We start from the raw sequence: 25,325 nt of genomic DNA, 5'->3' as shown, positions 1-25,325 counted from the left end.
TCGGTGGCCGGATTCATTCAGATTGACCGCGGCGTCAACCCGGTGGCCTATATAGGGCGATGGGGGCGGATCAGCATCAGGATTGGCGAAAAGCCGCGGAGAGTGTGCTCGATTGGTGGGCAGACGCCGGCGCGGACACGCTGGTGCAGGAGCTTCCGCGCGACTGGCTGGTGCCGGAAGAGCGACCCGCTCCCCTCCCCGCGCCCCAGCTTCAAACCGCTCCGACGGCTTCGGATGCGGCTGCGGGCTACCCCGACGAATACCAGCAGTTCGTGGCGTATCGGATGGGGGATGCCGTCCCCGATGCAAAATGGGCTCAGGTGCGTGTGGCTCCTGTTGGCGACCCGGCAACCGCGACGCTGATGGTCCTGACCGACGTGCCGGAAGAAGGCGATGTCGCGGCCGGCCGCCTGCTCTCCGGCCCTGAGGGACGACTGCTCGATCGCATGCTGGCGGCGATCGGCGTCACCCGCGAACAGACCCTGTTTGCGTCCGTATGCGTCGCACGGCCGCTTGCCGGGCGGGTACCGCGCGCGAGCGCCACCGAGCTCGAAGCGCTCGCGCGGCATTTGGTGAAGATCGTGCGACCACGGCGGCTGCTGCTGCTCGGCCAGACGGCAAGCCGTGCCGTGCTGGGGCCGGATGCGGCCGGCAACGGAGATTGTTCGAACGCCCTTATCCCTGACAACTTAGCGTGCAAGGCGGTCGCCACCTACCACCCGCGGGTGCTGCTGGAACGACCGATGTGCAAGGCAGAGGCCTGGCGCGACCTGCAGTTGCTGATCGAGGAAGACAACGCGTGAAACTCGCTCTTGCCATGGGCGCGCTGTTGATGGCCGCGCCAGCTTTCGCCGCTACCGACGACGTCGATGGCGGCCGCACTCCGGGCCGCGTCACCCGGCCCCCGGCTTCCCAAGGGATTCCCAGCCAGCTGACGGCAGAGGAACGCTCCGCCTACCGTTCCGTGTTCGAGGCAATTCGCAGCCAGCGCTGGGCCGACGCCCAGCTTCAGCTCGCCGCGCTGAAGCCCGGCCCGTTGCACGCAATCGCGCGTGCCCAGATCTACACCGCGCCTAGCTCTCCCAAGACCCCGCTCGAGCCGCTGCTTGCACTCCTGGCCGAAGCGCCGGAGCTTCCGCAGGCACAGCAACTCGCCCGGTTGGCCCAGCTGCGGGGCGCCACCTCTCTCCCGTCCCTGCCGACCGAGCAGCGCATGACCTGGTTCGACGGCGCCCCCACGCGCATTCGGACCCGTGCGATCCGGAGCGACCAGGTTGCGGCCGAACTCGCAGTCGCGATGAAGCCCTTCGTAAAGCTCGACGACGGCCCTTCCGCCGAAGCGCTGCTCAACCAGCGGGCGGGGGAACTGACGCCTGAAGCCCTTACCGAATGGCAGCAGCGCGTCGCCTGGATCTATTTCGTCGCTGGCGACGACGGAAACGCGCGACGCGTCGCCCGGCTTGCCCAGACCGGCCGGGGCGATTGGGCCGCACAGGCGGACTGGACCCAGGGGCTGGCTGCGTGGCGGCAGAAGGATTGCGCCGCCGCCCAGGTCGCCTTCGGAGACGTCGCGCGCCGGGCCAGCGACACCGAACTGCGTTCAGCCGGCCTCTATTGGGCTACGCGGGCGGACATCGCCTGCGGTCGCCCCGATCTGGTCCAGCCCCGCCTGCAGAGCGCCGCCCAATATGGCGACACCTATTACGGACTGCTCGCGCGACAGGCGCTCGGCATGATCGACCGCAAGTCCTCGCCAGAGAAGGTCACTGCCGACTGGCAGATGCTCGAGCGGCGCCCCAATGTGCGGGTTGCGGCCGCGCTTTCCGAAATCGGGGAGGCAGCACTCGCGGACCAGGTCCTGCGCCACCAGGCGAAGATCGGCGACCCCAGCGATTATGCCGCGTTGACCCGCGTATCGGGCAGCATGAACCTGCCCGCCACCCAGCTTTGGCTCTCGCACAACGGCCCTGCCGGGGCGAAGCCCGTGATGGAGGCTCGCTTCCCTGAGCCCAACTGGACACCCGACGGCGGCTGGCGCGTCGACAAGTCGCTGGTCTACGCCCATGCGCTTCAGGAATCGAAGTTCAACCCGCAGGTGGTCAGCCCCGCCGGCGCGTTCGGGCTGATGCAGATCATGCCCGCTGCCGCCAGCGACTTCGGCCGCGCGCGCGGGGTTACGATCGACCGCTCGGCGCTTGCCCGTCCCTCGACGAATATCGAAGTCGGCCAGAGCTATCTGGAAAAGCTGCGCGACATGTCAGCCACCGGCGGCCTGCTGCCCAAGGTCATCGCCGCCTATAACGCGGGACCGAGCCCGGTACAGGCGTGGGACCTGCAATCCCGCGATGGCGGCGATCCGCTGCTCTACATCGAGTCGATCCCCTATTGGGAAACCCGCGGCTATGTGATGTCGGTGCTGCGCAATTACTGGATGTACGAGAAGCAGGCCGGCAAGACGTCCGCGAGCCGGGCGGCGCTGGCGCAGGGCATGTGGCCCAAGTTCCCGGGCGCGAAGGGCAGCGGCGCCGTCCGCATCAGCAGTGCCGGGCGTTCGCGGCTTACCAATGCCAATTGATCCCGACCGCGCCTTCCTTCCCGTTCGCATCGCTGTCCTGACGGTCTCCGACAGCCGGACGCTCGCCGAGGACCGTTCAGGCGACACGCTGGTCGCGCTCCTGACGGAAGCTGGCCATGTGCTTGCAGATCGCGCGCTGCTTCGCGACGATGTCGATGCCATCGTCGGGCGGCTTCACGGCTGGATCGCCGACCCGGAGATTGACTGCATCCTGACGACCGGCGGCACCGGCGTGACCGGTCGGGACGTCACCCCGGAAGCGGTAGAGCGCGTCGCCGACAAGATGATCCCCGGCTTCGGCGAACTGTTCCGTTGGCTAAGCTATGCCAAGATCGGCACCTCTACCGTGCAGTCGCGGGCCTGTGCCTGCGTCGCGCGCGGCACCTATATCTTCGCATTGCCCGGCTCGACCGGCGCGGTGCGCGACGGGTGGGAGGGCATCCTTTCAAGCCAGCTCGACAGCCGGCACCGCCCCTGCAACTTCGTCGAGTTGATGCCCCGCCTGCTGGAGCGCTGACCCAAGCGGCTTGCTTCTCCGTTCTTGTTGTGTTCTCATGCGCCATGGCTCGCACCGCACGTGGCGCAACGATTAACAGCACCAGCACCCGCTTCGGCTTGCCCGAACGGGAGGCGGATGGCGACTGGCTGGACGCACAGGAAGTAATCGACGGCGCCCCGCCGCCAGTTCGTACGACCGTCGGGATCCTGACCCCGCGCACCGCCATCAGCTACAACCAGTCGCCTGACGTCGGTTTCGACCGGTCCGTGAACCCGTACAACGGCTGTGAGCACGGGTGTATCTATTGCTTCGCGCGGCCCAGCCACGCCTATCACGACCTGTCACCGGGCATCGATTTCGAAACGCGGCTGTTCGCGAAGCCGGACGCGCCAATGCTCCTGCGCGCGGAACTCGGGAAGGCTAGCTATCGCGTCCGCCCCATCGCCTTCGGGACGAACACCGATCCCTATCAACCGATCGAGGCGGAATGGCGGGTCGCGCGCAACTGCATCGAGGTTCTCGCCGAGTGCGATCATCCGCTGACGATCACGACCAAGTCGGACCGGGTGGTGCGCGACCTCGACCTGCTCGCACCGATGGCAACCAAGGGGCTGGTGTCGGTGGCGCTGTCGATCACGTCGCTGGACCCGTCGATCGCGCGCACCCTTGAGCCGCGTGCGCCCCATCCCCGAAAGCGCCTTGCGGCGGTGGCCGCGCTCACGGCCGCAGGGGTGCCGTGCTCGGTCTCGGTCGCACCGGTAATCCCGGCGATCACCGACGGAGAGATCGAACACATCCTCGAAGAAGCCGCCGCGGCGGGCGCATGCGGCGCCTTCTTCCTGCCCGTGCGGCTGCCCTGGGAAGTGGCGCCGTTGTTCCGGGCGTGGCTCGATACGCATTTCCCGGATCGCGCGGACAAGGTAATGGCCATCATCCGCTCGTTACGCGGCGGCCGGGTGAACGACCCGGACTTCTTCACGCGAATGCAGGGTTCGGGTCCGTGGGCAGAACTGATGCGAACCCGGTTCCGCATCGCGCTGCGCCGGCATGGCCTCGACCGAAAGCGCACACCACTGCGCTGCGACCTGTTTCGCCCTCCGCCCGGGCCGCAGGGAGAGTTGTTCGGCTAGGCTTCCCGGTGGTTGCAGCATCTGGGTGCGGGAACCGGATGCCGCTACAAGCGCTGGGACGCCGGAGACGCTATGAACCCTATGTATATTGCCGCGACCGCGGCCACCGCCTTGATCGTGACGCCGACGCTTCCTGCCTCGGCACAAACTGCACGAGCCATTTCCCGATCCGACAAAGCGCAGGGGGCGCAGGCGCATCCGCAGCTGCTCGCGCAGTTCGGTGGACCCTACACCGGCCCACAGGCAGCGTTCGTTGAGCGCGTGGGCAAGCGCGTCGCGGTGCAGTCAGGCTTGTCGAATGCGCAGGGCGACTTCACCGTCACCCTGCTCGACTCCCCGGTCGAGAACGCGTTCGCGGTGCCCGGCGGCTATGTCTATGTGACACGCCAGCTGCTGGCGCTGATGAACAGCGAGGCTGAGCTTGCCGCCGTGCTGGGCCATGAGGTCGGCCATGTCGCCGCACGCCATTCCAACAAGCGCAACACCCGCGCCACGCTGGGCAACCTGTTGTCCGCCGGCGTAGGCGTGCTGACGGGAAGTGATGTGCTGACCCGCCTCGCCAGCACCGGCTCCCAGCTCTACACGCTGGGATTCAGTCGCTCCCAGGAATATGAAGCGGACGGTCTGGGCGTGCGCTATGCGACGGCCGCCGGCTACGATCCCTATGGCATGGCGGCGATGCTTCGCCAGCTCAACGACGACCAGACGCTGACTGCGCGGATCGAGGGCAAGCAGGCAGATGCCGTGCCGACCTGGGCCAGCACCCATCCGAATGGCGAGGATCGCGTCGCGCGCGCTCGCAAGCTTGCGCAGCAGGTTCGCGGCGCCCCGGCCGCTGGCGTACAGGACATCGCCTTTCTGCGGATGCTCGACGGGATGCCGTACGACGACAATCCCGCGCAGGGCATCGTCGACGGGCAGACCTTTCGCCACCCGCAGTTTCGCCTGCAGTTCACCGCGCCCGCGGGCTACAAGATCGACAACGGCACCGACGCGGTGACGATCGCCGGCAGCGGCGGCCAGGCCCAGTTCCGCACGGCCGCCGCCACTACCGACCTTTCCGCATTCGTGCGCGCCCGGCTCGCGGAGCTCGGAGCCCGCGACACGGCCGGCGTCGAACTGCGCAGCGGCCAGATCAACGGCTTGCAGACGGTGCAGGGCACGGTCTCGGCCACCAGCAACGGCCGCGCGGTGGATGCGACCATCATCGCCTACCGCTTCCCCTCATCGACCTATTATTTCCTCGTGGTGACGCCCAGCGGCAGCCGTCTTGGCCCGCTCACCAGTCTGGTGTCGAGCGTCTCGGAACTGTCGCCGCAGGCGGCCGCCGGGATCAAGGGCAAACGCATCCGCATCGTCACGGTAAAGGCGGGCGATACGATCGACAGCCTCGCCCGCCAGATGGCGTACCCCGACCACCAGCGCGACCGGTTCGTGACGCTCAACGCGTTGGAGGACAGCTCGACGCTGACGCCGGGTCGTCTGGTCAAGCTGGTCGTCGCCGGCTGAGCTTCAGGCGACGGCAGCCAGGCGTTTCGCGTCCGCGGCCCGCAAGGTCGCGGACACGACCCCCGGCACCCGTTCGACGTGGCTGGTGAGCTCGCCGTCGAGCAGATAGTCGCGGCCAAGGACCAGGTGCGCGGTGGTGCCGCCCGCCGCTTCGACCTCTGCCCAGACTTCCCCGCGGGCCCCGCGGTGGCCGGCCAGCAGCGTCGCCAGCGTCGGTAGCGCCGCCGCATCGCTGAGCTTCAGTTCGAGCGTCAGGCGAATGCTGTTGGCGAGCGCCTCGAACGGCTTCACCGACTTCACCGTCACCCGTGCGCTCTCGTCGCCCGGACGACGGTCTAGCTCCAGCGTCATCAGGCCGCAGCCGCCAAGCTTGCTCGCCTCTTCCAGCGCGTCGGCGGCAGCATCCTCGAAACAGGTCGCGATGCACTGGCCGCTCGCGTCCGAAAGCGTCGCCATCATGTAGCGCTTGCCCCGGGCAGACGTGCGCCAGCGCGCATCCTCGACCAACGCCGCGACCGTCGCACCGGAGCGCCCGCCTTCGGGAACCGGCGTATCCGCCAGCGCCGCGATGGTGCGAGCCCCATGCACCTTTGCCAGATGGGCGTAGCGATCGAGCGGATGCGCGGAGAAGTAAAAGCCGAATGCCTCGCGCTCGGCTGCAATCCCCTGGGTCATCGACCAGTGCGCGTCCGGTAGGCGGATCGCCGGTTCGGCGGCCCCGCCGCCAATGCCGAACAAGCCACCCTGCCCGCTGATCTTGTTCTCCTGCGTGCGCGCGGCCACCCCCAGCACCGTCTCCGCCGCCGCTGCCACGGCCGCGCGATCGGCAACGATGCTATCGAAGGCGCCTGCCGAGGCGAGCGTTTCCAGCTGCCGCTTGTTGAGCAGCCGCGGGTCGGCGCGATGGGCGAAATCGTCGAGGGTCTTGAACGGGCCATTGGCGCGCCGCTCCTCGATCAGCTGCTCCATCGCCCGCTCACCGACGCCCTTCAGCGCGGCGAGTGCGTAGCGGACCGCCAGTCCGTCGCCATGCGGCTGCACGTCGAACTCGGCCTCGCTGGCGTTCAAGTCCGGTCCTAGGCACGGAATGCCCAGGCGCTTCATGTCGTCGACAAACACGGCGAGCTTGTCCGTCTGCGCCATGTCGAAGCACATCGAGGCCGCGAAGAACTCGTGCGGATAGTGCGCCTTCAGCCACGCCGTCTGGTAGGCGAGCAGCGCATAGGCGGCGGCGTGCGACTTGTTGAAGCCATAGCCCGCGAACTTGTCGATCAAGTCGAACAGCTCGTTGGCCTTCGCCTCCGGGATGTTGTTCACCTTGGCGCAGCCCTCTACGAAGATCGAGCGCTGGGCATCCATCTCCGCCTGGACCTTCTTGCCCATCGCCCGGCGCAGCATGTCCGCGCCACCCAGGCTGTAGCCGGCGAGGATCTGCGCCGCCTGCATCACCTGTTCCTGATAGACGAAGATCCCGTAGGTCTCCTTCAGGATCGGCTCCAGCAGCGCATGCGGATAGACGATCTCCTCGCGCCCGGCCTTGCGCGCGCCGAAGCTCGGGATGTTGTCCATCGGGCCGGGGCGATAGAGCGAAACGAGCGCGATGATGTCGCCGAAGTTGGTCGGGCGCACCGCCGTCAGCGTGCGGCGCATGCCTTCGGATTCCAGCTGGAACACGCCGACCGTCTCACCGCGCTGCAGGAGCGCGTACACGCCCTCGTCATCCCACTTCAGGCTGTCCAGATCGACCGTGACGCCGCGCTTCGCAAGCAGCTGCACGCCCTTCTTGAGCACCGAAAGCGTCTTGAGTCCGAGGAAGTCGAACTTCACCAGGCCGGCACCTTCGACATATTTCATGTCAAACTGGGTGACGGGCATGTCGGAACGGGGATCGCGGTAGAGCGGCACCAGCTCGGCAAGCGGCCGGTCCCCGATCACCACGCCGGCGGCGTGGGTGGAACTGTGGCGCGGCAGACCTTCCAGCCTCATCGCCAGGTCGAGCAGGCGGCGGACGTCGTCTTCCCGCTCATATTGGTGCGCTAGCTCCGTCACGCCGTTGATGGCGCGTTCCAGCGTCCACGGGTCGGTCGGGTGGTTCGGCACCAGCTTGGCGAGGCGATCGACCTGGCCATAGCTCATCTGCAGCACACGGCCGGTGTCCTTCAACACCGCGCGTGCCTTGAGCTTACCGAAGGTGATGATCTGCGCCACCTGGTCACGGCCGTACTTCTGCTGGACGTAGCGGATGACCTCGCCACGTCGCGTTTCGCAGAAGTCGATGTCGAAGTCGGGCATCGACACACGTTCCGGGTTCAGGAAGCGCTCGAATAGCAGGCCCAGCTTGATCGGATCGAGATCGGTGATGGTGAGCGCCCATGCCACCGCAGAGCCGGCGCCCGATCCACGTCCCGGGCCCACGGGAATGTCATGGTCCTTGGCCCATTTGATGAAGTCGGCAACGATCAGGAAATAGCCCGGGAAGCCCATCTGGATGATGATGCCGACCTCGAACTCCAGGCGTTCGAAATACTCCGGGAAGCGCTCGCGCAGGGCAGCCTCACTGAGCTGCTGCCCCTCGCCATCTTCCAGCTCGACGATCTTGTGCAGGCGCGCGACTAGGCCGGCAAAGGCGTCTTCGCGCAGCCGCGCGGCCTCCGCCTCGCGGTCGCCGGCAAGGCTGGGCAGGATGGGCTTGCGTTTCGGCGCGGCCACGGCGCAGCGCTGTGCCACCACCAGCGTGTTCGCGATCGCCTCCGGCAAGTCCGCGAACATGTCGCGCATCATGTCGGCGGGCTTCATCCAGAGGTCGGGCGAACTCCGCTGGCGATCCTCGCTCGCAACATAGCTTGAGCTGGCGATGCACAGCATCGCGTCATGCGCTTCGTGGAAGTCGGGATCGGCAAAGCAGCAGGGATTGGTCGCGACCAGCGGCAGGTTGCGATCATAGGCCAGGTCAAGCAACGCCGCCTCCGCGCGCTGCTCCACATCGTCGTTCCGGCGACACAGCTCGATGTAGAGCCGCCCCGGAAACAACGCCTCGAGCTTATCGGCATAGGCGAAGGCCGCACTCTCCTGCCCCTCGGCAAAGAGGCGCGCGAGCGCACCTTCTCCGTCCGCGGTCAGTGCGATCAGGCCGTCCGTATAGCCCTCCAACATATCCAGCGTCACATGTGCCGGGATCTCCACAGGGCGGTCGAGATGTGCCTTCGAAACCAGCGCGCACAGGTTCTCATAACCGCGCATGTCCTGGGCATAGAGCGCCAGCCAGTCGAGCGGCGGCTCCACGCCTTCCGGGACGGGACGCGCGACGCACAGCAGCGTGCCGATGATCGGCTGCACACCTTCCGCCTTGCACGCATCGGAAAATGCCATGGCCGCGTACAGGCCATTGCGGTCGCTCAGCGCGATCGCAGGAAAGCCGAGCTTCGCCGCTTTCTTGGCAATCGCCTTCGGGTCGATTGCGCCTTCGAGCATGGTGAAGGAGGAGAAGGTGCGAAGCGGTACGAACCCGGAATGCGGCATCGGGTGAGCCTAGCCGAAGCGCCCTGATTCTTCCAGCGCGCCCATCACGGAACAGCAGACCTTCCGCTTCGTTTCAGCCCGAACCGGACGAGGAATGGCATATGACCGATTTCCGCACCGCCTCCGCCAGCATGACCGACGCACTGCCCCGCCCCGGCCCCGGTTGGGGCTGGATCCTGCTCTATGGCATCGTCTCGGCAGGGATCGGCGTGCTCGCCTTCGTCTGGCCGTTCTCGGCCACACTCGCAGTGACAATCGTGATCGGAAGTTTCTTCCTGGTCTCGGGCGTCTTCGCCATCATCGCGGGCATCGCCGGAAAAGGCTACGAGTCCCGCGGCTACACGATCGCCTATGGGATCTTGTCCCTGATCGTCGGACTGATGCTGGTCTTCAGCCCGGTCGCCGGCGCCATCTCCCTCACCCTGCTTGTGGCGATCTGGCTTGCGGTGCGCGGGTTGATGGAGATCCGCTGGGGCATCAAGATACGCGCCGGCCGCGTCCTCATGCTGATACTCGGCGTCGTGAACCTGGTCCTCGCGATCCTGATCCTGGTGACGGTCCCCTTCTCGGCCCTCACCCTCCCTGGGTTCATCCTGGGGTTCAGCTTCCTGCTCGGCGGCATCACCGCGATTGCAAGCGCTCTGAGCCACCGATCCGGCACCCCTGCCTTCAAGATGGCAAGCTGAGCCTCAGCCGAGCAGTCGCTCGACATCGGTGGCCAAGGCTTCGGGCTTGGTGGTGGGCGCATAGCGTTCCACCACCTGCCCCGACCGGTCGACCAGGAACTTGGTGAAGTTCCACTTGATGGACTTGCTGCCGAGCAATCCCGGCGCCTCGGCGGCGAGCACCCGAAATAGCGGCGCCGCATTCTCTCCATTGACGTCGATCTTCGCGAAGATCGGGAAGGTGACGTCATAGGTCAGCGAGCAGAAGCTCGCGATTTCGGCCGCGTCCCCCGGCTCCTGCGCGCCGAACTGATTGCACGGAAACCCAAGCACCGCGAACCCGCGATCGGCATAGCGCCGGTGCAGCGCCTCAAGCCCCTCATATTGCGGCGTGAACCCGCACTTTGAAGCGACGTTGACGATCAGCAGCACCTTGCCGGCGAAGTCGGCAAGAGTGCCGGTGGTGCCGTCGGCAAATGTCACGGGAAGTTCGGTGATCGTGGTCATTGCCTGTTCCCTCGCGCCAGCATCATTTCCAGGTTCCGCTTCACGCCGGGCCATTCGTGCTGAAGGATCGAATAGACCACCGTGTCCCGCACCCGCCCGTCCGGCATCACGCGCTGGCCGCGCAGCACGCCGTCGCGCTTCGCACCCAACCGCTCGATCGCGCGCTGCGATGCCTTGTTGAACCAGTCGGTGCGGAACTGAACGCACACGCAGTCCATCGCCTGGAACGCATGGCCCAGCAGCAACAGCTTCGCCTCGGTATTCACCCCGGTGCGTTGCGACCGCCCCGCGTAAAAGGTGCCGCCGATCTCCACCCGGCGATTGGCCCGGTTCATCCGCAGATAGCGCGTGGAGCCGACCACCGCGCCGTCTGCGTCCAGCACCGTGAACGGCATCCCCCGCCCTTCACTCCGCTCCCGGTCCGCATTGGCCAGCCAGGAGTCGATCGAATCCGGGCCCGGAGCGGTCGTGTAGAACAGCTCCCACAGCCGCCCATCCGACGCCGCCGAGACCAGGGCGTCGCGATCGTTCGGCGCCAGCGGACGCAGCGTGACATGCCGACCCTGCAGCACCGGCGGGTCGGTCCATGCGCTCATTCCAGCACGCCCTCGTGCAGCCGCACCACGCGATCCATCCGCAGCGCCAACCGCTCGTTATGGGTGGCGATCAGCGCCGCCGACCCTTCGTGCCGGACCAGACGCAGGAACTCGGCGAGCACCACATCGGCGGTTGCCTCGTCCAGATTGCCGGTCGGTTCGTCCGCAAGGACGAGCGCGGGCTGCGTCGCGAGCGCGCGGGCGACCGCGACTCGCTGCTGCTCTCCGCCCGAGAGCTGGCTCGGCCGATGGCCCAACCGATGCCCGAGGCCCAGCGCCGTGAGCAGTGCCTCCGCGCGCGCCTCGGCATTGGCGCGGCCGCTCCCGGCAATCAGCTGCGGCAGCACCACATTCTCCACCGCGTTGAAGTCCGGCAGCAGGTGGTGGAACTGATAGATGAAGCCAAGCCGCTCGCGCCGCATGGCCGTGCGTCCGTGGCTGTCGAGCTTGGCAGCCTCGACCCCCGCGATCCGGATCGATCCTTCGAAGCCGCCCTCCAGCAGGCCCACCGCCTGAAGCAGGGTGGACTTGCCCGAGCCCGACGGCCCCAGAAGCGCGACGATTTCCCCGGGCTCTACCCTCAGGTCGACGCCGCGCAGCACGTGGATCGTCTGCTCGCCCTGGGTAAAGCTACGGCGCAGGTCCGTGGTCTGCAGGACGGGATCAGTCATAACGAAGCACCTGCACAGGATCGGTATTGGCGGCCTTGAGGGCCGGGTACAAAGTCGCGAGGAAGGCGAGCAGAAGCGCCACGACGGCGATGGTGGTGATTTCCACCGGGTCCACCTTGGACGGCAACGTCGTCAGGAACCGCACCGTCGGGTCCCAGATGTTCTGCCCCGTAACCAGGCCGATGAAGCGCACGACGCCCTGGCGGTAGTAAAGGAAGATAAAGCCGAGCACCAAGCCGGCGCCGACCCCGAGCACGCCGACCGTGGTGCCGACCGTCATGAAGATCCGCAGCAGGCTGGCCCGGCTTGCCCCCATCGTCCGCAGGATCGCGATGTCGCGGGTCTTCGCGCGCACGAGCATGATCAGCGAGGACAGGATGTTGAACACGGCGACCAGGATGATGATCGACAGCACGGTGAAGGTAACGATCCGGTCGACCGCAAGCGCTTCGAACAGCTGCGAATTGAGCTGACGCCAGTCCACGATACGCCCTACCCGCGCGACCTTTTCGGCCAGCGGCGCTACGATCTGTTCGACCCTGTCGGCATCGACCGTTTCGATCTCGATCATGCCCACCCCGTCGCCCAGCATCAGCAGGGTTTGGGCGTCCTGCATGGGCATGATGACGAAGGCCTTGTCATAGTCGTACACGCCGACTTCGACGATCGCGCCTACACGATAGCTCACCATCCTCAGCGCCGTTCCGAACGGGGTGGCCGGTCCTTGCGGATTGATGATCGAGATGTCGCTGCCGATCGTCGCGCCCAGCGACTCCGCCAGCCGGGAGCCGATCGCGACGGTGCCGCTGTTCGGTACCAGCGAGGCAAGCGAACCCGCCTTCACATTGTCGCGGATCGTGGGGTTTCCAACGATGTCCGGCACCTCCATGCCGCGGACCAGCACGAAGTCCGACCGACCGTCCAGCGTGGCGAACAGCGGCTGCTCGATCAGCGGAACCGCGGAGGTAACGCCCGGGGTCTTGCGCGCCTCCTCCAGCACCTGGCGCCAATCGCGGATGGTGCCGTTATGGCCCTGCACCACCGCATGGCCGTTCAGGCCGACGATCTTGTCGAACAGCTCCGCGCGAAAGCCGTTCATGACGCTCATCACGATCACGAGCGCGGCGACGCCGAGCATCACAGCGATCAAGCTGATCCCGGCGACCAGGGCGATGAACGCTTCCCCCCTTCCGGGCAGGAGGTAGCGTCGGGCGATCATGCGCTCGTAGCTGGACAGGAGCATTGGCTGGACAGGTCCCGCAGGAGAAAAGATACCACGCCTGTAAGTGGCGGGGCGAAGAGTGGCAATCTGCCCTGTTGCCCAATGAACACAGGGTTAAGCGATTCTCCACACCCCCTCCCAGAGGCTGGTGACAAGCCGCGGCAGCCGACGTAGCAAGTCCGAACGAAACGCAGGCAAAACAGGCCGTGGTTCGGGGAGGCTTCCAAGCCCCGCTGTCCTTAGGGGAAACAGCGTGCGGGCGGGAAGCTGACAAGGGGGCTGACGAGCGATCGTCACGCAGGCGCTCGGATCGGCAACGGTCCGAGCGTTTGTCGTTTTTGAGCATCGCCAGGTGCTCGAACAGAGCCTTAGCCCGGCGGGACCGCATCCTATAATTTCAAATCAATGCCGCCGCTGCGACGGCGCTGGGGAGGGTTTTTCGAGAAGGCCCGCCACACCGTGTTTTTGCCCCCTTGAAAGGGCGATTTCCACTCCCAAATCCTGTGGCGAGCGATGCCTTCGGGGTCGCTCGAAACCGGCCACGCCGGCGTGAAACACGCATTTTGCTCGATGGAGGATTTGCATGCGCCAGTTTGACTTCACCCCCTATCGCCGTTCCACGATCGGCTTTGACCGCCTGTTCGACATGATGGAGGCTTCGGCCCGTCAGGCGTCGTCGGAAAACTACCCCCCGTTCAACCTCGAGCGCCTGGCCGAGGATCGCTACCGCATCACGCTTGCGGTCGCCGGGTTCAAGCCCGAGGAAATCGACATCACCGCACAGCAGAACCTGTTGCTGGTGGTCGGCAAGAAGGCCGCGGAATCGGACGCGCAGCGCAGTGGCTTCCTCCACCTGGGGATCGCCAACCGCAGCTTCGAGCGCCGCTTCGAACTCGCCGACTTCGTCCGGGTCGAGAGCGCCAATCTGGCCGACGGCCTGCTCGTGATCGAGCTGGTCCGCGAGATCCCGGACGCGATGAAGCCCCGCAAGATCGCGGTTTCGACCGGCGCCGCTCCCGCCGTGGAGCATCAGGCGACGCAGCAACACCCCGAGGCTCAGGCCGCCTGAGCGGGGTTATATACTGAGGCGCGTTGCTCCCTTGCGCGCCGAAGCAGGGGCGCCCGGACGAAGGCCCGGGCGCCCTTTGCTATTCAGACGAGCCGCGACTGGCGGACCGCCGCTTCGATGAAGCTGGCGAACAGCGGATGTGGGTCGAACGGCTTGGACTTGAGCTCCGGGTGGAACTGCACGCCGACAAACCAGGGGTGGTCCGGCCGCTCGACGATCTCGGGCAGCGTCTCGTCGGGCGAGGTGCCGGACACGACCAGCCCGCTGCGCTCCAGAACATCGCGATAATGCGTGTTCACTTCGTAGCGGTGGCGGTGCCGCTCGCTGATTTCGGTGGCCTGATAGATAGAGGCGACGACGCTGTTTCCAGCGAGCTTGGCCGGATAGGCGCCCAGGCGCATCGTACCGCCAAGGTCGCCGCCGGCTTCCCGCTTCTCCAGGCCCTTTTCGGACATCCACTCGGTAATTAGGCCGACGACCGGCTCCTCGGTCGCGCCGAACTCGGTGGTCGAAGCCTTCGCGATGCCCTGCTCGCGTGCCGCTTCCACGCACGCCATCTGCATGCCCAGGCAGATGCCGAAGAACGGCACCCCGCGCTCGCGCGCAAACCGGACCGAGGCGATCTTGCCCTCAGACCCGCGCTCCCCGAAGCCGCCCGGCACCAGGATCGCGTCCATCGGCTCCAGTTGGCTGGCGATGGTCTCGGCATCCCGCTCGAACAGCTCGGCATCGAGCCAGCGAACGTTGACCTTTACCCGGTTGGCGATGCCGCCGTGCACCAGCGCTTCGTGCAGCGACTTGTACGCATCCGGCAGGCCGACATACTTGCCGACCACGCCGACGGTGACTTCGCCCTCGGGGTTCGACAGACGCTCGATGATGTTCGACCACCGATCGAGCTTCGGCGGTTCGCCGGGCTCGATCCCGAACGCGCGCAGTACCTCGGAATCGAGGCCCTCGCCGTGATACTGCAACGGCACCGCATAGATGCTCGACGCATCCAGTGCCGGAATGACGGCTTCCTTGCGGACGTTGCAGAACAGCGCGATCTTGGCGCGTTCGCCTTCCGGAAGCGGCTGCTCGCAGCGGCAGACCAGCACGTCGGGCTGCACGCCCAGCGCCGCCAGTTCGCGCACCGAATGCTGCGTCGGCTTCGTCTTCAGCTCGCCCGCTGCCGAGATGTAGGGGACGAGAGTCACGTGGACGCTGATCGACTGGCCGCGACCCATCTCGTTCTTGAGCTGGCGGATCGCTTCGATGAACGGCAGCGACTCGATGTCGCCCACCGTGCCGCCGATTTCACACAGCACGAAGTCGAGGTCTTCGGTGTCCGCCAGGGCGAACGCCTTGATCGCGTCGGTCACGTGCGGGATCACCTGGACGGTCGCGCCCAGATAGTCGCCACGGCGCTCGCGCGCGATGATCTGCTGATAAATGCGTCCGGATGTGACGTTGTCGGACTGGTGCGCCGCAACGCCCGTGAACCGCTCATAGTGGCCAAGGTCGAGGTCCGTTTCCGCACCGTCGTCGGTCACATACACTTCGCCGTGCTGATACGGCGACATCGTGCCGGGATCGACGTTCAGGTAAGGATCGAACTTGCGAATGCGGACCTTGTAGCCCCGCGCCTGAAGCAGCGCCGCGAGGCTGGCTGCCATGAGACCTTTACCGAGCGACGATACCACGCCGCCGGTGATGAAAATATACCGCGCCATGGGAGGGAACGCCTAACGTGTTGCAGCCGCATTGCGCAAGCGCGCGATTGCTCGCGCGCCCCGCAAAACGGCAAAATGTTTGAAAAAGAAGACTCAGCGGGCGATCGGAACCGCGCCATTCTCAACCGGAGCCGGTGCCACGCCATTCGTCGGCGCACCCGCGTCAGGAGCGACCGGCCCCGTCGGAGCAGCCGCGGCCGGGCTGGCCGGGCGGGCCAGCGTGGTGTCGATCGCGTCGTGCCGCGTCGCTGCCAGCGCAGCGAGCAGGATGCTCATCGCGATGAACAGGCCACCCAGGATCGCGGTCGACCGGGTGAGGAAATCGGCCGCGCCGCGCGCGGACATCAGCCCCGAAGGGCTACCGCCCGTGGTCAGGCCGCCCCCTTCCGAACGCTGCATCAGGATCACCGCCACCAGAAGCGCAGCGATGATGGCATGAACGATGAGCAGGAAGGTGAACATGTCGGGAAAGCGATCCGATTTTCCAGGGGATGGCGGCGACATAGGCGACCGCAGGCGGGGGATCAACCGCAACGGATGAACGCACCCGTAACATTTCGCAAACGGCGGGAAACTTGCACCTTCAGGGGCGTTCAGATCCCGGTCAGCTTCTTCGCGGACGAAGCATAACGTCATGGGAGAAAACGTGAAACCGTTCTCCGAGAAATCCCTCGGGAAGTGGATGCGCGGATTGGTCGATTACGTCCGGTCCGGGGAGCCCGACCTGACGAATCGGCAGATGGCGTTGATGCTGCTCGTGTACCTCGAGCCTGGCCCCCACACCGTGCGCGGATTGGCGCGCGCGCTGAACGTGTCGAAGCCCGTTGTCACGCGCGCCTTGAACAGGCTGGGCACCCTCGGCTATCTGCGCCGCCAACGTGACGAAGCGGACAAACGCAACATCTTCGTCGCCAAAACCAGCGAAGGGGCAAATTTTCTTGCAGAGTTCGGGCATTTCCTCGCAGACGATCGCGTCAGCGAGCTCGTTGTCCGAAGGGCAACGGCGTAGCCGGTTTTCGCTCGCGGGCCGCTCCCCTGTCCTTGACGGTCGTGTCGACGCCGCTCGCCGGGATCTGGCCGACATTCGCCTCGCCGAACGGGTTTTCGCCCCTCACTATTCGCTGGCAGTGCCGCGTACGGCCGGCCGCAGCGTTCCGCTATTCGCCCGCGCCGGAAATTCTGAAAGCGTTCTTTCCGAGGTACTTGCGGGCGAACCCTTTGACGCGCTCGAGATGTCGGGCACCCACATCTGGGGCGTTTCCCCGATCGACGGTAGCGTCGGGTATGTAGCGGCGGACGCGTTCACCGCGTTCCTCGCCCCGACCCATATCGTTGCCGTTCGCAGCGCAGCGATCCGCGCGCTGCCTTCTCTCGACAGCAGCCCCGTCGCCACCCTCCCGATGGGATCCTGTGTGGCCTCGACCGCGGCGAGCGATTCGATCTTCGAAGTCGAAGGAGGCTATCTCGACGCCGACGCGCTGCTTCCGCTGAGCGATCTGTCGCTCGATATCGCGACGGTTGCCGAGCGCCTGATCGGCGCGCCGCTGCGTGCCGGTGGCCGGTCCGGCGCTGGGCTCGATCCTGCGGGGCTGGTGTTCCTGTCGCTGCATCTGGCCGGAGTTTCCGCACCCCGCTTTCTCGACCTTCAATCGGTGCAACTCGGCGCGAGCCTGGTCGAGGCCGCGCAGATGACGCGTGGCCAGGTCCTGTTCTTTGAGGATCATGCGGCGATCGCCGTTGACGAGGCGCACGCCATTCACGTCAGCGCGGACGGCGTCGTGCAAGCGGAAGTTTCCGAACTTACTACTATCTATGGCCCCATTCTCAGGAGGCGGCAGCCGTGAACGCAACGGTGTTCATCGACGGTGCCGCAGGCACCACCGGCCTGGAAATCCGCGACCGGCTGGCCGATCGGCCGGAAATAACGCTGGTCACGCTGGACGACAGCCGCCGCAAGGATCCGGTCGCCCGGCGCGAAGCGCTGAACGACGCAGACTTCGTGGTTCTCTGCCTGCCGGATGACGCGGCCCGAGAGGCCGTTTCGCTGATCGAGAATGATCGCACGCGGGTGATCGATGCCTCCACCGCCCACCGTACCGTCGAGGGCTGGACCTATGGCATGGCGGAGCTGGAGCCGGCGCAGCCGGCGCTGATCGCCGAGGCGGCGCGGGTGGCCAATCCCGGCTGCTATCCCACCGGTTTTCTCGCGCTGGTGCGGCCCTTGGTGCGCGCGGGGCTGATCGCGCACGACTGGCCGGTCAGCGTCAACGCGGTCTCCGGCTATTCCGGCGGCGGTCGCGCGATGATCGAGGAGTATCAGCAGCCCGATCCGCCGGCATTCCGCGCCTATGCGATGGCGCTTGCGCACAAGCATGTGCCGGAAATGCAGCGCCACGCCCGGCTCGCTCACCCGCCGATCTTTACCCCCGCGGTCGTGAATACCTATCGCGGGATGGTGGTCGAGGTGCCGCTGCCGCTCCACGCGATGACCCCGCGCCCCACTCTGGCCGCGATCGAAAGCGCGCTGCAGGATGCGTATCGCGGCTCTGCCGTCGTCCGGGTCGGGTCTTCGGAGGCATCGACAGTCTCGATCGAGGAGAATGCCGGAACCGACCGGCTGACCGTGCGCGTGTTCGGAAACCAGGCGACGGGGCAACTTCGCCTGGTCGCGACGCTGGACAACCTTGGCAAGGGGGCTGCCGGTGCCGCCGTGCAGAACCTCAACATCATGGCCGGGTTCGACCCTGCCGCTGGGCTCGTGCTCTGAAGCACCGTCTGTTTCACGATCCCGCGGGTTGCGCGGGTTCACGACCGGACTATCGCATGCCCGAAGCTAGAGTAAGGAGTTGATATGAGACAGCCGGTCGGCAAGCTGCTGCTGTTCGGGGCGACGGGCGATCTGGCGCAGCGCATGCTGCTGCCTTCGCTCTACGGACTTCACGCCGACGGGCTGCTGCCGGAAGGGCTCACCATCACCGGCACCGCGCGCCACGCCTATGACGACGCGGCCTATCGCGAATTCGCGAAGACGGCGCTGGAAGAGCATCTGCCGAGCGACCGCGATGAGTCGGCGCTCGCCGGCTTCCTCGAGCGGCTTCAGTTCCATTCGATGGACGCGTCTCAGGTGGAAGGCTTCAAGGGCCTTGCCGAAAAGCTGGGCGACATCTCCGGCGGCCTCGCGATTTTCCTCTCGACCGCACCCTGGCTGTTCGCGCCCACGATCAAGGGCCTTGAGGCCGCGGGACTTGCCGGCGCCAATGTTCGCATCGGCCTGGAAAAGCCGCTCGGCAACGACCTGAAGTCGAGCCGCGAGATCAACGACCTGGTCGCACTCGCCTTTCCCGAGGAGCGCACCTTCCGGATCGACCATTATCTCGGCAAGGAAACGGTCCAGAACATCCTGGCGCTCCGCTTCGGCAACGCCATGTTCGAGCCGATCTGGAACGCACGCGGCATCGACCACGTCCAGATCACGGTATCCGAGACGGTCGGTCTTGAGGGGCGGGCCGGCTATTACGACGATGTCGGCGCGTTGCGCGACATGGTGCAGAACCACATGCTCCAACTGCTCGCACTGATCGCGATGGAGCCGCCGGCCCGCTTCGACGGCACCGCGATCCGGGACGAAAAGGTAAAGGTCCTGCGCTCGCTGCGTCCGATCGGCCCGGCCGAGGTGCAGTCGGAAACCGTGATCGGCCAGTATCGCGACGGCGCCGTGAACGGCGAGATCGTCCGTGGCTATACCGACGAGCTCGAAAAGCCGTCGAACACCGAAACCTTCGTCGCAGTGAAGGCGCACGTCGACAGCTGGCGCTGGCAGGGGGTCCCCTTCTACCTGCGGACCGGCAAGCGGCTCGCAGGGCGGCAGTCGGAGATTTCGATCCAGTTCAAGCCCGTCCCGCATTCGATCTTCGCGGAACGCGGCGGCCAGCTTCAGCCCAACACGCTGGTGATTCGCCTTCAGCCGGAGGAATATATCCGGCTGCTGGTGATGGCCAAGGAGCCGGGGCTCGACCGCGAGGGCATTCGCCTGCGCGAAGTGCCGCTCGACCTGTCGCTCACCACCGCCTTTGCCAACACGCGCCGCCGCATCGCCTATGAGCGCCTGCTCCTCGACCTGATCGAGGGCGATCCCACGCTGTTCGTCCGCCGCGACGAAGTGGAAGCGCAGTGGGAGTGGATCGACGGCATCCGCGCGGGCTGGAAGGCGAACGACATGAAGCCCAAGCCCTATGCGTCGGGCAGCTGGGGCCCCAGCGCGAGCGTCGGGCTTACCGAACGCGACGGCGTGACCTGGAACGAGTGAACCTTTCCCCCGTCCGTTCCGTTCGTTCGGAAAGCAGCGCGGGGCCGCGGCCCCGCGGCATCGGCCGGCAAGCAGGATATTAGAATGACCGAGATTGAATGGTGGGAATATGACGACGCGGCCGAAATGGCAGCCGCAGTCGCCGGCGACGTGCAGTTCATCATCGAGAGCGCGATCGACGCCCGCGGCGGCGCCGTCATCGCGCTGCCCGGCGGCAAGACGCCGATGCCCATCTACGAGAAGCTGGTAACCGCCAAGCTCGACTGGAAGCGCGTGACGATCGTCCCCACCGACGATCGCCTGGTGCCGATGGGAGACGCGCTGTCGAACGTTACCGCGATTGCCAAGATCTTCCTGCCCAAGGGCGGCCGGGTCCTGCCGCTGACCAGCGAGAAGGCGACGGACTATCGCGCCGCGGGCCGCGCGGCGGACGCACGGCTTCAAGACGTGCACTGGCCACTCGACCTGTGCCTCCTGGGCATGGGTGCCGATGGCCACACCGCCTCGATCTTCCCGGGGCCCGATCTCGACGAGGCGCTGCAGGGCCCGAAAGAACGCCGCGCGCTCGGCGTCATGCCGGACCCGCTGCCGCCCGAGGCGCCGGTCGCCCGCGTCACCCTCTCCCACTCTGCGATTGCCTCCTCGCGTGCACTGATGATCGCGATCACCGGCGCGAAGAAGCGTGAGGTTCTGGAGCGTGCGATCAGCGAGGGCGCAGGCTCTACGCTGCCGATCGGCCGCGTGCTCTCGGAAGTCGAGTTGCCGGTCGATGTGCACTGGAGCGAATCATGACGCTGCATCCGGAAATCGCCGCCGTCACCGATCGGGTCATTCAGAACTCGCGCGACCGCCGCGCCGCCTATCTGGCGCTGATTGACCGAGAGCGGGAGAGCGGCGTCGATCGTCCGATGCTGGGCTGTGCGAACCTTGCACACGGCTATGCCGGCACTGATGAAGACCGCGACTTCATGCGGCCCGCCAAGAACATGAACGTCGGCATCGTCACTGCCTACAACGACATGCTCTCGGCCCATGCGACCTACTATCGCTACCCCGAGCAGATGAAGGTCTGGGCGCGGGAGGCGGGCATCACCGCGCAGGTCGCAGGCGGCGTTCCGGCGATGTGCGACGGCGTCACCCAGGGTTATCCCGGCATGGAGCTGTCGCTGTTCAGCCGCGACACGATCGCGCTGTCGACGGCGATCGCGCTCAGCCATGGCATGTTCGAGGGCGCAGCCCTGCTCGGCATCTGCGACAAGATCGTCCCCGGCCTGCTGATGGGCGCGTTGCGCTTCGGTCACCTGCCGATGGTCATGGTGCCCGGCGGCCCGATGCGCTCGGGCCTCGCCAACAAGGACAAGGCGGCGGTCCGCGAGCGCTATGCCGAGGGCAAGGCGACGCGCGAGGAGTTGCTCGACGCGGAGATCGCCGCCTATCACGGCAAGGGCACCTGCACCTTCTACGGCACCGCCAATTCCAACCAGATGATGATGGAGGCGATGGGGCTGCACGTGCCCGGCGCCGCCTTCGCCAATCCGGGCACCAAATTGCGGCAGGAACTGACCCGCGCGGCCGTCCACCGGCTTGCCGAGATCGGCTGGGGCGGGAACGACTATCGCCCGCTGGGGCGCTGCGTCGACGAGAAGGCGATCGTCAACGCGGCGATCGTGTTGCTGGCGACGGGCGGCTCGACCAATCACCTGATCCATCTGCCCGCCATCGCGCGCTGCGCCGGCGTGGTGCTCGACTGGGAGGATTTCGACCGGCTCTCCAAGGCTGTGCCGCTGCTGGCGCGCGTCTATCCGAATGGCGCTGCTGACGTGAACATGTTCGAGGACGCCGGCGGTCCGAGCTTCGTGATCCGCGAGTTGCTCAAGGACGGTCTGCTCCATGGCGACGTGATGACGATCGCCAAGGACGGCATGGCTGCCTATTCCCGCAAGGCGGAGATCGAAGCCGACGCGCTCGTGTGGCGCGAGCACGGCCAGCGATCGGGCGACGAGAACATCGTCCGCACGACCGACGCCCCCTTCTCTCCCGAAGGCGGCTTCCGCATCCTGCAGGGCAACCTCGGCCGGGCGTGCATCAAGGTATCTGCCGTGGAGCGAGACCGCTGGATCATCGAAGCGCCCGCTCGCGTCTTCTCCGATCAGTCGCAGGTGCAAACCGCGTTCAAGGCGGGTGAGCTCGACCGCGACGTGGTCGTGGTCGTCCGCCATCAGGGGCCGCGCGCAAACGGCATGCCCGAACTGCACAAGCTCACCCCTCCCTTGGGCGTGCTCCAGAACCGTGGCTTCCGTGTCGCGCTCGTCACCGACGGTCGCATGTCGGGCGCCAGCGGCAAGGTGCCCTGCGCCATCCACCTGTCGCCCGAGGCGCTGGGGAACGGCCCGATCGGCAAGGTCCGCGACGGCGACATCATCCGCATCGACGCGGAGGCGGGCGTCCTCACCGCCCTAGTCGACGCGGCCGAATGGGAAGCGCGCGAGCTGGCACCGGCCCCGGCACCCGTCCAGGGCACCGGTCGCGAGCTGTTCGCCCTGATGCGCCACGGCGCGAGCGAGGCGGAAGCAGGCGCCTCTGCAATGCTGGCGATGGCAGGGTTCTAAGACCCGCCCCGCCGCAGGCGGGAAGCCCGGAAAGGATGCTAGATGGAAGTCGTCGCGGTTGATATCGGGGGCACCCATGCCCGCTTCGCCATCGCGGAAGTCGAAGGCGGTCGCGTCGTGCGGATGGACGAGCCCGTCACCCAGAAGGTGGCCGAGCACTCGACTTTCCCGCTCGCCTGGGCGGCCTTCGCCGAACAGCTGGATCGCCCGATCCCCCGAGCCGCTGCGATCGCGCTCGCCTCGCCGATCAATCCCGATCTCATCAAGCTGACCAACAATTCCTGGATCATCCGGCCGCCGCTGATCAAGGAACGGCTCGACGTCGATAGCTATACCCTCATCAACGACTTCGGCGCGATCGGTCACGCCGTGGGGCAGCTCGATGGGGACGCCTATGTCCACCTGTGCGGCCCCGACGTGCCCTTGCCGGATCACGGATCGATCACGGTGTGCGGGCCGGGGACTGGCCTGGGCGTGGCGCAGGTGTATCGGCGTTCCGGCGACTATCACGTCATCCCTACCGAAGGCGGGCACCAGGACTATGCGCCGCTGGACGAGATCGACGACGCGATCATCCGCCGTCTTCGCCCGACCTATACCCGCGTGTCCGCCGAGCGCGTCTGTGCCGGCCCCGGCCTCGTCCACATCTATGAGACGCTGGCGCAGATCGAGGGCAAGCCCTTTGTCCATCTGGACGACAAGCGCCTCTGGCAGCTTGCGTTCGAAGGCACGGACAAGCTCGCGGTGGCTGCGCTGGACCGCTTCTGCGTCTGTCTGGGCGGCGTGGCCGGGGACCTGGCCCTCGCGCATGGCCCGACCGGGGTGGTCATCGCCGGCGGCCTCGGCCTGCGGCTGAAGGACCGGCTGGTCGAGTCCGGCTTTGCACAGCGTTTCGTCGCAAAGGGGCGGTTCCAGCAGCTGATGAACACCATCCCGGTCAAGATTATCACCCATCCCCAGCCCGGCCTGTTCGGCGCCGCGGCCGCCTTTGCGCAGGAGCACGCACGATGACCCTTCCCAACATCCAGACGATCATGAACGCCGGGCCGGTCATCCCGGTGCTGGTGATCGACGATGCGTCGACGGCGCGCCCGCTTGCAGAAGCGCTGGTGCGCGGCGGCATCCGTACGCTGGAAGTGACGCTGCGCACCCCCGCCGCCCTGGACGCCATCCGTGAGATGAAGAAGGTCGAGGGCGCGATCGTGGGCGCGGGCACCGTGGTGAACCCCACCCAGTTCGCACAGGCGATGGAGGCGGGCGCCGAGTTCATCGTCTCGCCGGGCCTGACCGAAAAGCTCGCCGGACCGGTGATCGACAGCCGCGTCCCGTTCCTCCCCGGCGTGGCCAATGCCGGCGACATCATGCGCGGCCTCGACCTTGGCCTCACCCACTTCAAATTCTTCCCGGCTGAAGCATCGGGCGGACTGAAGGCGCTGAAGGCCCTCGCCGCGCCCTTCTACAACGCGCGTTTCTGCCCGACCGGCGGCGTCACGCTGGAAACCGCACCGGAATGGCTCGCCTTCGATCCGGTGCTCTGCGTCGGCGGAAGCTGGCTTGCGACCGGGACCATGGAAGAAGTCGAGGCCAAGGCACGCGCCGCCGCTCAGCTGAAGCGCTGATCCGAGGCTCGCCTTTCGGAGATTGATGCGCGCCCGCGGCCTTTCGTCGCGGGCGTCTTCGCGTCGACGTGGGCGGCAGGTCTACGGGTGCTTTGATGGCGGGGATGCGCAACGCACCCCCGCCACCAAGCCAGTTCTACATCTCGCCGCGTGCCCGGCGGATCGCGTACCACTTGCGGACATTGGCGTTGTGCTCGTCCAGCGTGTCCGCGAACACGTGCCCACCGGTGCCATCCGCCACAAAGTACAGCGCGTTCGTCGTCGCGGGATCCAGCACCGCCTCGATGGAGGCCCGCCCGGGGTTTGCGATCGGCCCGACCGGCAGCCCCGCCGATGCATAGGTGTTGTAGCCGTTCTTCGCGATCAGCTCCGACCGGAGGATGCGCCGGCCGAGTGGCCGCCCCTTGGTCACGGGATAGATCACGGTCGGATCGGCCTGCAGCGGCATCCCCTGCTTCAGGCGATTGCTATAGACCGCCGCCACCGTTCGCCGCTCTGCTTCCTTCGACGTTTCCTTCTCGACGATCGAGGCCAGGATCAGCGCCTCCCGCGGGCTGCGCACCGGAGTGGTCGGCTGACGGCGCTTCCAGGCATCGGCAAGGTACTCGCGCATTGCTGCCTGCATGCGGTCCAGCACCTGCTGGCGCGTGTCGCCACGCTGGTAGTTGTAGCTGTCCGGCAGCACGCTGCCTTCTTCCGGCACCGCGACGCTGCCCGTCAAATAGGGCGCCCGCATCAGCGCCTCGTGCACCAGCACCGACGGCATGCCCTCAGGCACCGTCACACGGCGCTGAACGACCTTGCCGCTCTGGAGCAATTCCAGCACGTCGGACTGGCTGGCGTGCGCCGGAACGCGGTACTCACCCGCGCGGATCGGCTCATCCGATCCGAATACGCGGGCAAGCAGCAGGAACCGGCGAGCCGAAGGGATCACACCGGCGGTCTCAAGCTCCGTTGCAGCACGTGACAGGGTGGCGCCGCTCGGCACCACCACTGCCACGTCCTTGTCCGCAGGACCGGATCCGATCCAGCTACGGGTCACCCCAAACAGCGCGGCCAGCAGAACCAGCGCGAGCACCATTCCCAAACAACCGGGACGACGCATCAGACGCGG

General features: G+C 66.6%; 23 protein-coding genes. 15 read left to right on the top strand and 8 right to left on the bottom strand.

All coding sequences use genetic code 11. The annotated features are described in order from the left end of the window. The first annotated feature begins 59 nt into the window (after nt 1-59). The 5 genes from QP045_RS03655 to QP045_RS03635 all read left to right on the top strand — a co-directional run bounded on the left by QP045_RS03655 (nt 60) and on the right by QP045_RS03635 (nt 5,713). Complete coding sequence (locus QP045_RS03655; protein WP_422513603.1) at nt 60-803, top strand: uracil-DNA glycosylase family protein; 744 nt, start codon at nt 60-62, stop codon at nt 801-803. Nucleotides 804-817: 14 nt separating this feature from the next. Continuing rightward, nucleotides 818-2,575 (top strand): transglycosylase SLT domain-containing protein, encoded by a 1,758-nt coding sequence (locus tag QP045_RS03650; protein ID WP_422513869.1) that lies wholly within the window; start codon nt 818-820, stop codon nt 2,573-2,575. Next, the gene (gene moaB / locus QP045_RS03645; protein ID WP_422513602.1) at nt 2,565-3,092 is read left to right on the top strand and encodes a molybdenum cofactor biosynthesis protein B; all 528 of its coding nucleotides are present in this window, start codon (nt 2,565-2,567) and stop codon (nt 3,090-3,092) included. Before QP045_RS03650 ends, moaB begins: the two co-directional genes overlap by 11 nt. Nucleotides 3,093-3,136: 44 nt before the next feature. Continuing rightward, nucleotides 3,137-4,204: a PA0069 family radical SAM protein gene (locus QP045_RS03640; protein ID WP_422513601.1), complete on the top strand. Its 1,068-nt coding sequence runs from the start codon at nt 3,137-3,139 to the stop codon at nt 4,202-4,204. A 72-nt stretch (nt 4,205-4,276) separates the two neighbouring features. Beyond that, nucleotides 4,277-5,713, top strand: a complete 1,437-nt coding sequence (locus QP045_RS03635) for a M48 family metalloprotease (protein WP_422513600.1) — start codon at nt 4,277-4,279, stop codon at nt 5,711-5,713. A 3-nt stretch (nt 5,714-5,716) separates the two neighbouring features. On the opposite strand, the gene dnaE is transcribed toward QP045_RS03635, so the two are convergent. Continuing rightward, nucleotides 5,717-9,232, bottom strand: a complete 3,516-nt coding sequence (gene dnaE, locus QP045_RS03630; protein ID WP_422513599.1) for a DNA polymerase III subunit alpha — start codon at nt 9,230-9,232, stop codon at nt 5,717-5,719. A gap of 101 nt (nt 9,233-9,333) precedes the next feature. Between dnaE and QP045_RS03625 the strand changes: the two genes are divergently transcribed. Further along, nucleotides 9,334-9,918 carry an HdeD family acid-resistance protein gene (locus QP045_RS03625; RefSeq protein WP_422513598.1) on the top strand — a complete coding sequence of 195 codons (585 nt, stop codon included), beginning with the start codon at nt 9,334-9,336 and terminating at the stop codon, nt 9,916-9,918. Nucleotides 9,919-9,921: 3 nt separating this feature from the next. On the opposite strand, the gene QP045_RS03620 is transcribed toward QP045_RS03625, so the two are convergent. From QP045_RS03620 to QP045_RS03605, 4 genes are read right to left on the bottom strand one after another with little or no spacing between them, the layout of a single operon-like run. Beyond that, nucleotides 9,922-10,404 (bottom strand): glutathione peroxidase, encoded by a 483-nt coding sequence (locus QP045_RS03620; RefSeq protein ID WP_422513597.1) that lies wholly within the window; start codon nt 10,402-10,404, stop codon nt 9,922-9,924. Next, nucleotides 10,401-11,000 carry a GNAT family N-acetyltransferase gene (locus QP045_RS03615; protein WP_422513596.1) on the bottom strand — a complete coding sequence of 200 codons (600 nt, stop codon included), beginning with the start codon at nt 10,998-11,000 and terminating at the stop codon, nt 10,401-10,403. The genes QP045_RS03620 and QP045_RS03615 overlap by 4 nt, the downstream gene beginning before the upstream one ends. Next, the gene (locus QP045_RS03610; protein ID WP_422513595.1) at nt 10,997-11,671 is read right to left on the bottom strand and encodes an ABC transporter ATP-binding protein; all 675 of its coding nucleotides are present in this window, start codon (nt 11,669-11,671) and stop codon (nt 10,997-10,999) included. The genes QP045_RS03615 and QP045_RS03610 overlap by 4 nt, the downstream gene beginning before the upstream one ends. Next, on the bottom strand, nt 11,664-12,914 hold the full coding sequence (locus QP045_RS03605) for a lipoprotein-releasing ABC transporter permease subunit (protein ID WP_422513594.1): 1,251 nt from the start codon (nt 12,912-12,914) through the stop codon (nt 11,664-11,666). Before QP045_RS03605 ends, QP045_RS03610 begins: the two co-directional genes overlap by 8 nt. A gap of 562 nt (nt 12,915-13,476) precedes the next feature. On the opposite strand from QP045_RS03605, the gene QP045_RS03600 reads away from it, so the two are divergent. Continuing rightward, entirely contained in the window at nt 13,477-13,962 is a 486-nt protein-coding gene (locus QP045_RS03600; protein WP_422513593.1) for an Hsp20 family protein, read from the top strand. Between the two features lie 83 nt (nt 13,963-14,045). On the opposite strand, the gene QP045_RS03595 is transcribed toward QP045_RS03600, so the two are convergent. Next, nucleotides 14,046-15,677 (bottom strand): CTP synthase, encoded by a 1,632-nt coding sequence (locus tag QP045_RS03595; protein ID WP_422513592.1) that lies wholly within the window; start codon nt 15,675-15,677, stop codon nt 14,046-14,048. A 93-nt stretch (nt 15,678-15,770) separates the two neighbouring features. Continuing rightward, the gene (gene secG / locus QP045_RS03590; RefSeq protein ID WP_422513868.1) at nt 15,771-16,139 is read right to left on the bottom strand and encodes a preprotein translocase subunit SecG; all 369 of its coding nucleotides are present in this window, start codon (nt 16,137-16,139) and stop codon (nt 15,771-15,773) included. Nucleotides 16,140-16,359: 220 nt separating this feature from the next. Here secG and QP045_RS03585 point away from each other — a divergent pair, with 220 nt between their 5' ends. The 8 genes from QP045_RS03585 to eda all read left to right on the top strand — a co-directional run bounded on the left by QP045_RS03585 (nt 16,360) and on the right by eda (nt 24,211). Next, nucleotides 16,360-16,686, top strand: coding sequence for a MarR family transcriptional regulator (locus QP045_RS03585; RefSeq protein WP_422513867.1), 327 nt, complete (start codon nt 16,360-16,362; stop codon nt 16,684-16,686). A 223-nt stretch (nt 16,687-16,909) separates the two neighbouring features. Next, a complete protein-coding gene (locus QP045_RS03580; RefSeq protein WP_422513591.1) occupies nt 16,910-17,521 on the top strand; it encodes an NlpC/P60 family protein in 612 nt (203 codons plus the stop codon). Beyond that, nucleotides 17,518-18,444: an N-acetyl-gamma-glutamyl-phosphate reductase gene (gene argC, locus QP045_RS03575; RefSeq protein ID WP_422513590.1), complete on the top strand. Its 927-nt coding sequence runs from the start codon at nt 17,518-17,520 to the stop codon at nt 18,442-18,444. The genes QP045_RS03580 and argC overlap by 4 nt, the downstream gene beginning before the upstream one ends. An 84-nt stretch (nt 18,445-18,528) precedes the next feature. Continuing rightward, nucleotides 18,529-19,983 carry a glucose-6-phosphate dehydrogenase gene (gene zwf, locus QP045_RS03570; RefSeq protein WP_422513589.1) on the top strand — a complete coding sequence of 485 codons (1,455 nt, stop codon included), beginning with the start codon at nt 18,529-18,531 and terminating at the stop codon, nt 19,981-19,983. Nucleotides 19,984-20,067: 84 nt separating this feature from the next. Then, nucleotides 20,068-20,775 (top strand): 6-phosphogluconolactonase, encoded by a 708-nt coding sequence (gene pgl / locus QP045_RS03565; protein ID WP_422513588.1) that lies wholly within the window; start codon nt 20,068-20,070, stop codon nt 20,773-20,775. Next, on the top strand, nt 20,772-22,592 hold the full coding sequence (gene edd, locus QP045_RS03560; protein WP_422513587.1) for a phosphogluconate dehydratase: 1,821 nt from the start codon (nt 20,772-20,774) through the stop codon (nt 22,590-22,592). Before pgl ends, edd begins: the two co-directional genes overlap by 4 nt. A gap of 42 nt (nt 22,593-22,634) precedes the next feature. Beyond that, the gene (locus QP045_RS03555) at nt 22,635-23,603 is read left to right on the top strand and encodes a glucokinase (protein WP_422513586.1); all 969 of its coding nucleotides are present in this window, start codon (nt 22,635-22,637) and stop codon (nt 23,601-23,603) included. After that, entirely contained in the window at nt 23,600-24,211 is a 612-nt protein-coding gene (gene eda / locus QP045_RS03550; protein ID WP_422513585.1) for a bifunctional 4-hydroxy-2-oxoglutarate aldolase/2-dehydro-3-deoxy-phosphogluconate aldolase, read from the top strand. The genes QP045_RS03555 and eda overlap by 4 nt, the downstream gene beginning before the upstream one ends. 136 nt (nt 24,212-24,347) lie before the next feature. Here eda and mltG read toward each other — a convergent pair whose 3' ends face one another. Next, nucleotides 24,348-25,316: an endolytic transglycosylase MltG gene (mltG, locus tag QP045_RS03545; RefSeq protein WP_422513584.1), complete on the bottom strand. Its 969-nt coding sequence runs from the start codon at nt 25,314-25,316 to the stop codon at nt 24,348-24,350. Nucleotides 25,317-25,325 lie beyond the last annotated feature (9 nt).

This window comes from Sphingomonas sp. 3-13AW (assembly GCF_049311085.1).
Classification (GTDB): domain Bacteria; phylum Pseudomonadota; class Alphaproteobacteria; order Sphingomonadales; family Sphingomonadaceae; genus Sphingomonas.
Note: the sequence above shows the minus strand (reverse complement) of the source record. Positions and strands in the feature narration are given on the sequence as shown.

Coding starts and splice junctions, on each gene's coding strand:
- QP045_RS03555 (WP_422513586.1), top strand. CDS start 22,635: ATGGAAGTCGTCGCGGTTGATATCGGGGGCACCCATGCCCGCTTCGCC.
- secG (WP_422513868.1), bottom strand. CDS start 16,139: ATGTTCACCTTCCTGCTCATCGTTCATGCCATCATCGCTGCGCTTCTG.
- QP045_RS03595 (WP_422513592.1), bottom strand. CDS start 15,677: ATGGCGCGGTATATTTTCATCACCGGCGGCGTGGTATCGTCGCTCGGT.
- QP045_RS03625 (WP_422513598.1), top strand. CDS start 9,334: ATGACCGATTTCCGCACCGCCTCCGCCAGCATGACCGACGCACTGCCC.
- QP045_RS03640 (WP_422513601.1), top strand. CDS start 3,137: ATGGCTCGCACCGCACGTGGCGCAACGATTAACAGCACCAGCACCCGC.
- mltG (WP_422513584.1), bottom strand. CDS start 25,316: ATGCGTCGTCCCGGTTGTTTGGGAATGGTGCTCGCGCTGGTTCTGCTG.
- QP045_RS03580 (WP_422513591.1), top strand. CDS start 16,910: ATGTCGGGCACCCACATCTGGGGCGTTTCCCCGATCGACGGTAGCGTC.
- pgl (WP_422513588.1), top strand. CDS start 20,068: ATGACCGAGATTGAATGGTGGGAATATGACGACGCGGCCGAAATGGCA.
- QP045_RS03620 (WP_422513597.1), bottom strand. CDS start 10,404: ATGACCACGATCACCGAACTTCCCGTGACATTTGCCGACGGCACCACC.
- QP045_RS03635 (WP_422513600.1), top strand. CDS start 4,277: ATGAACCCTATGTATATTGCCGCGACCGCGGCCACCGCCTTGATCGTG.
- QP045_RS03605 (WP_422513594.1), bottom strand. CDS start 12,914: ATGCTCCTGTCCAGCTACGAGCGCATGATCGCCCGACGCTACCTCCTG.
- zwf (WP_422513589.1), top strand. CDS start 18,529: ATGAGACAGCCGGTCGGCAAGCTGCTGCTGTTCGGGGCGACGGGCGAT.
- QP045_RS03600 (WP_422513593.1), top strand. CDS start 13,477: ATGCGCCAGTTTGACTTCACCCCCTATCGCCGTTCCACGATCGGCTTT.
- QP045_RS03655 (WP_422513603.1), top strand. CDS start 60: ATGGGGGCGGATCAGCATCAGGATTGGCGAAAAGCCGCGGAGAGTGTG.
- eda (WP_422513585.1), top strand. CDS start 23,600: ATGACCCTTCCCAACATCCAGACGATCATGAACGCCGGGCCGGTCATC.
- QP045_RS03610 (WP_422513595.1), bottom strand. CDS start 11,671: ATGACTGATCCCGTCCTGCAGACCACGGACCTGCGCCGTAGCTTTACC.
- QP045_RS03615 (WP_422513596.1), bottom strand. CDS start 11,000: ATGAGCGCATGGACCGACCCGCCGGTGCTGCAGGGTCGGCATGTCACG.
- edd (WP_422513587.1), top strand. CDS start 20,772: ATGACGCTGCATCCGGAAATCGCCGCCGTCACCGATCGGGTCATTCAG.
- dnaE (WP_422513599.1), bottom strand. CDS start 9,232: ATGCCGCATTCCGGGTTCGTACCGCTTCGCACCTTCTCCTCCTTCACC.
- QP045_RS03650 (WP_422513869.1), top strand. CDS start 818: ATGGGCGCGCTGTTGATGGCCGCGCCAGCTTTCGCCGCTACCGACGAC.
- moaB (WP_422513602.1), top strand. CDS start 2,565: ATGCCAATTGATCCCGACCGCGCCTTCCTTCCCGTTCGCATCGCTGTC.
- QP045_RS03585 (WP_422513867.1), top strand. CDS start 16,360: ATGCGCGGATTGGTCGATTACGTCCGGTCCGGGGAGCCCGACCTGACG.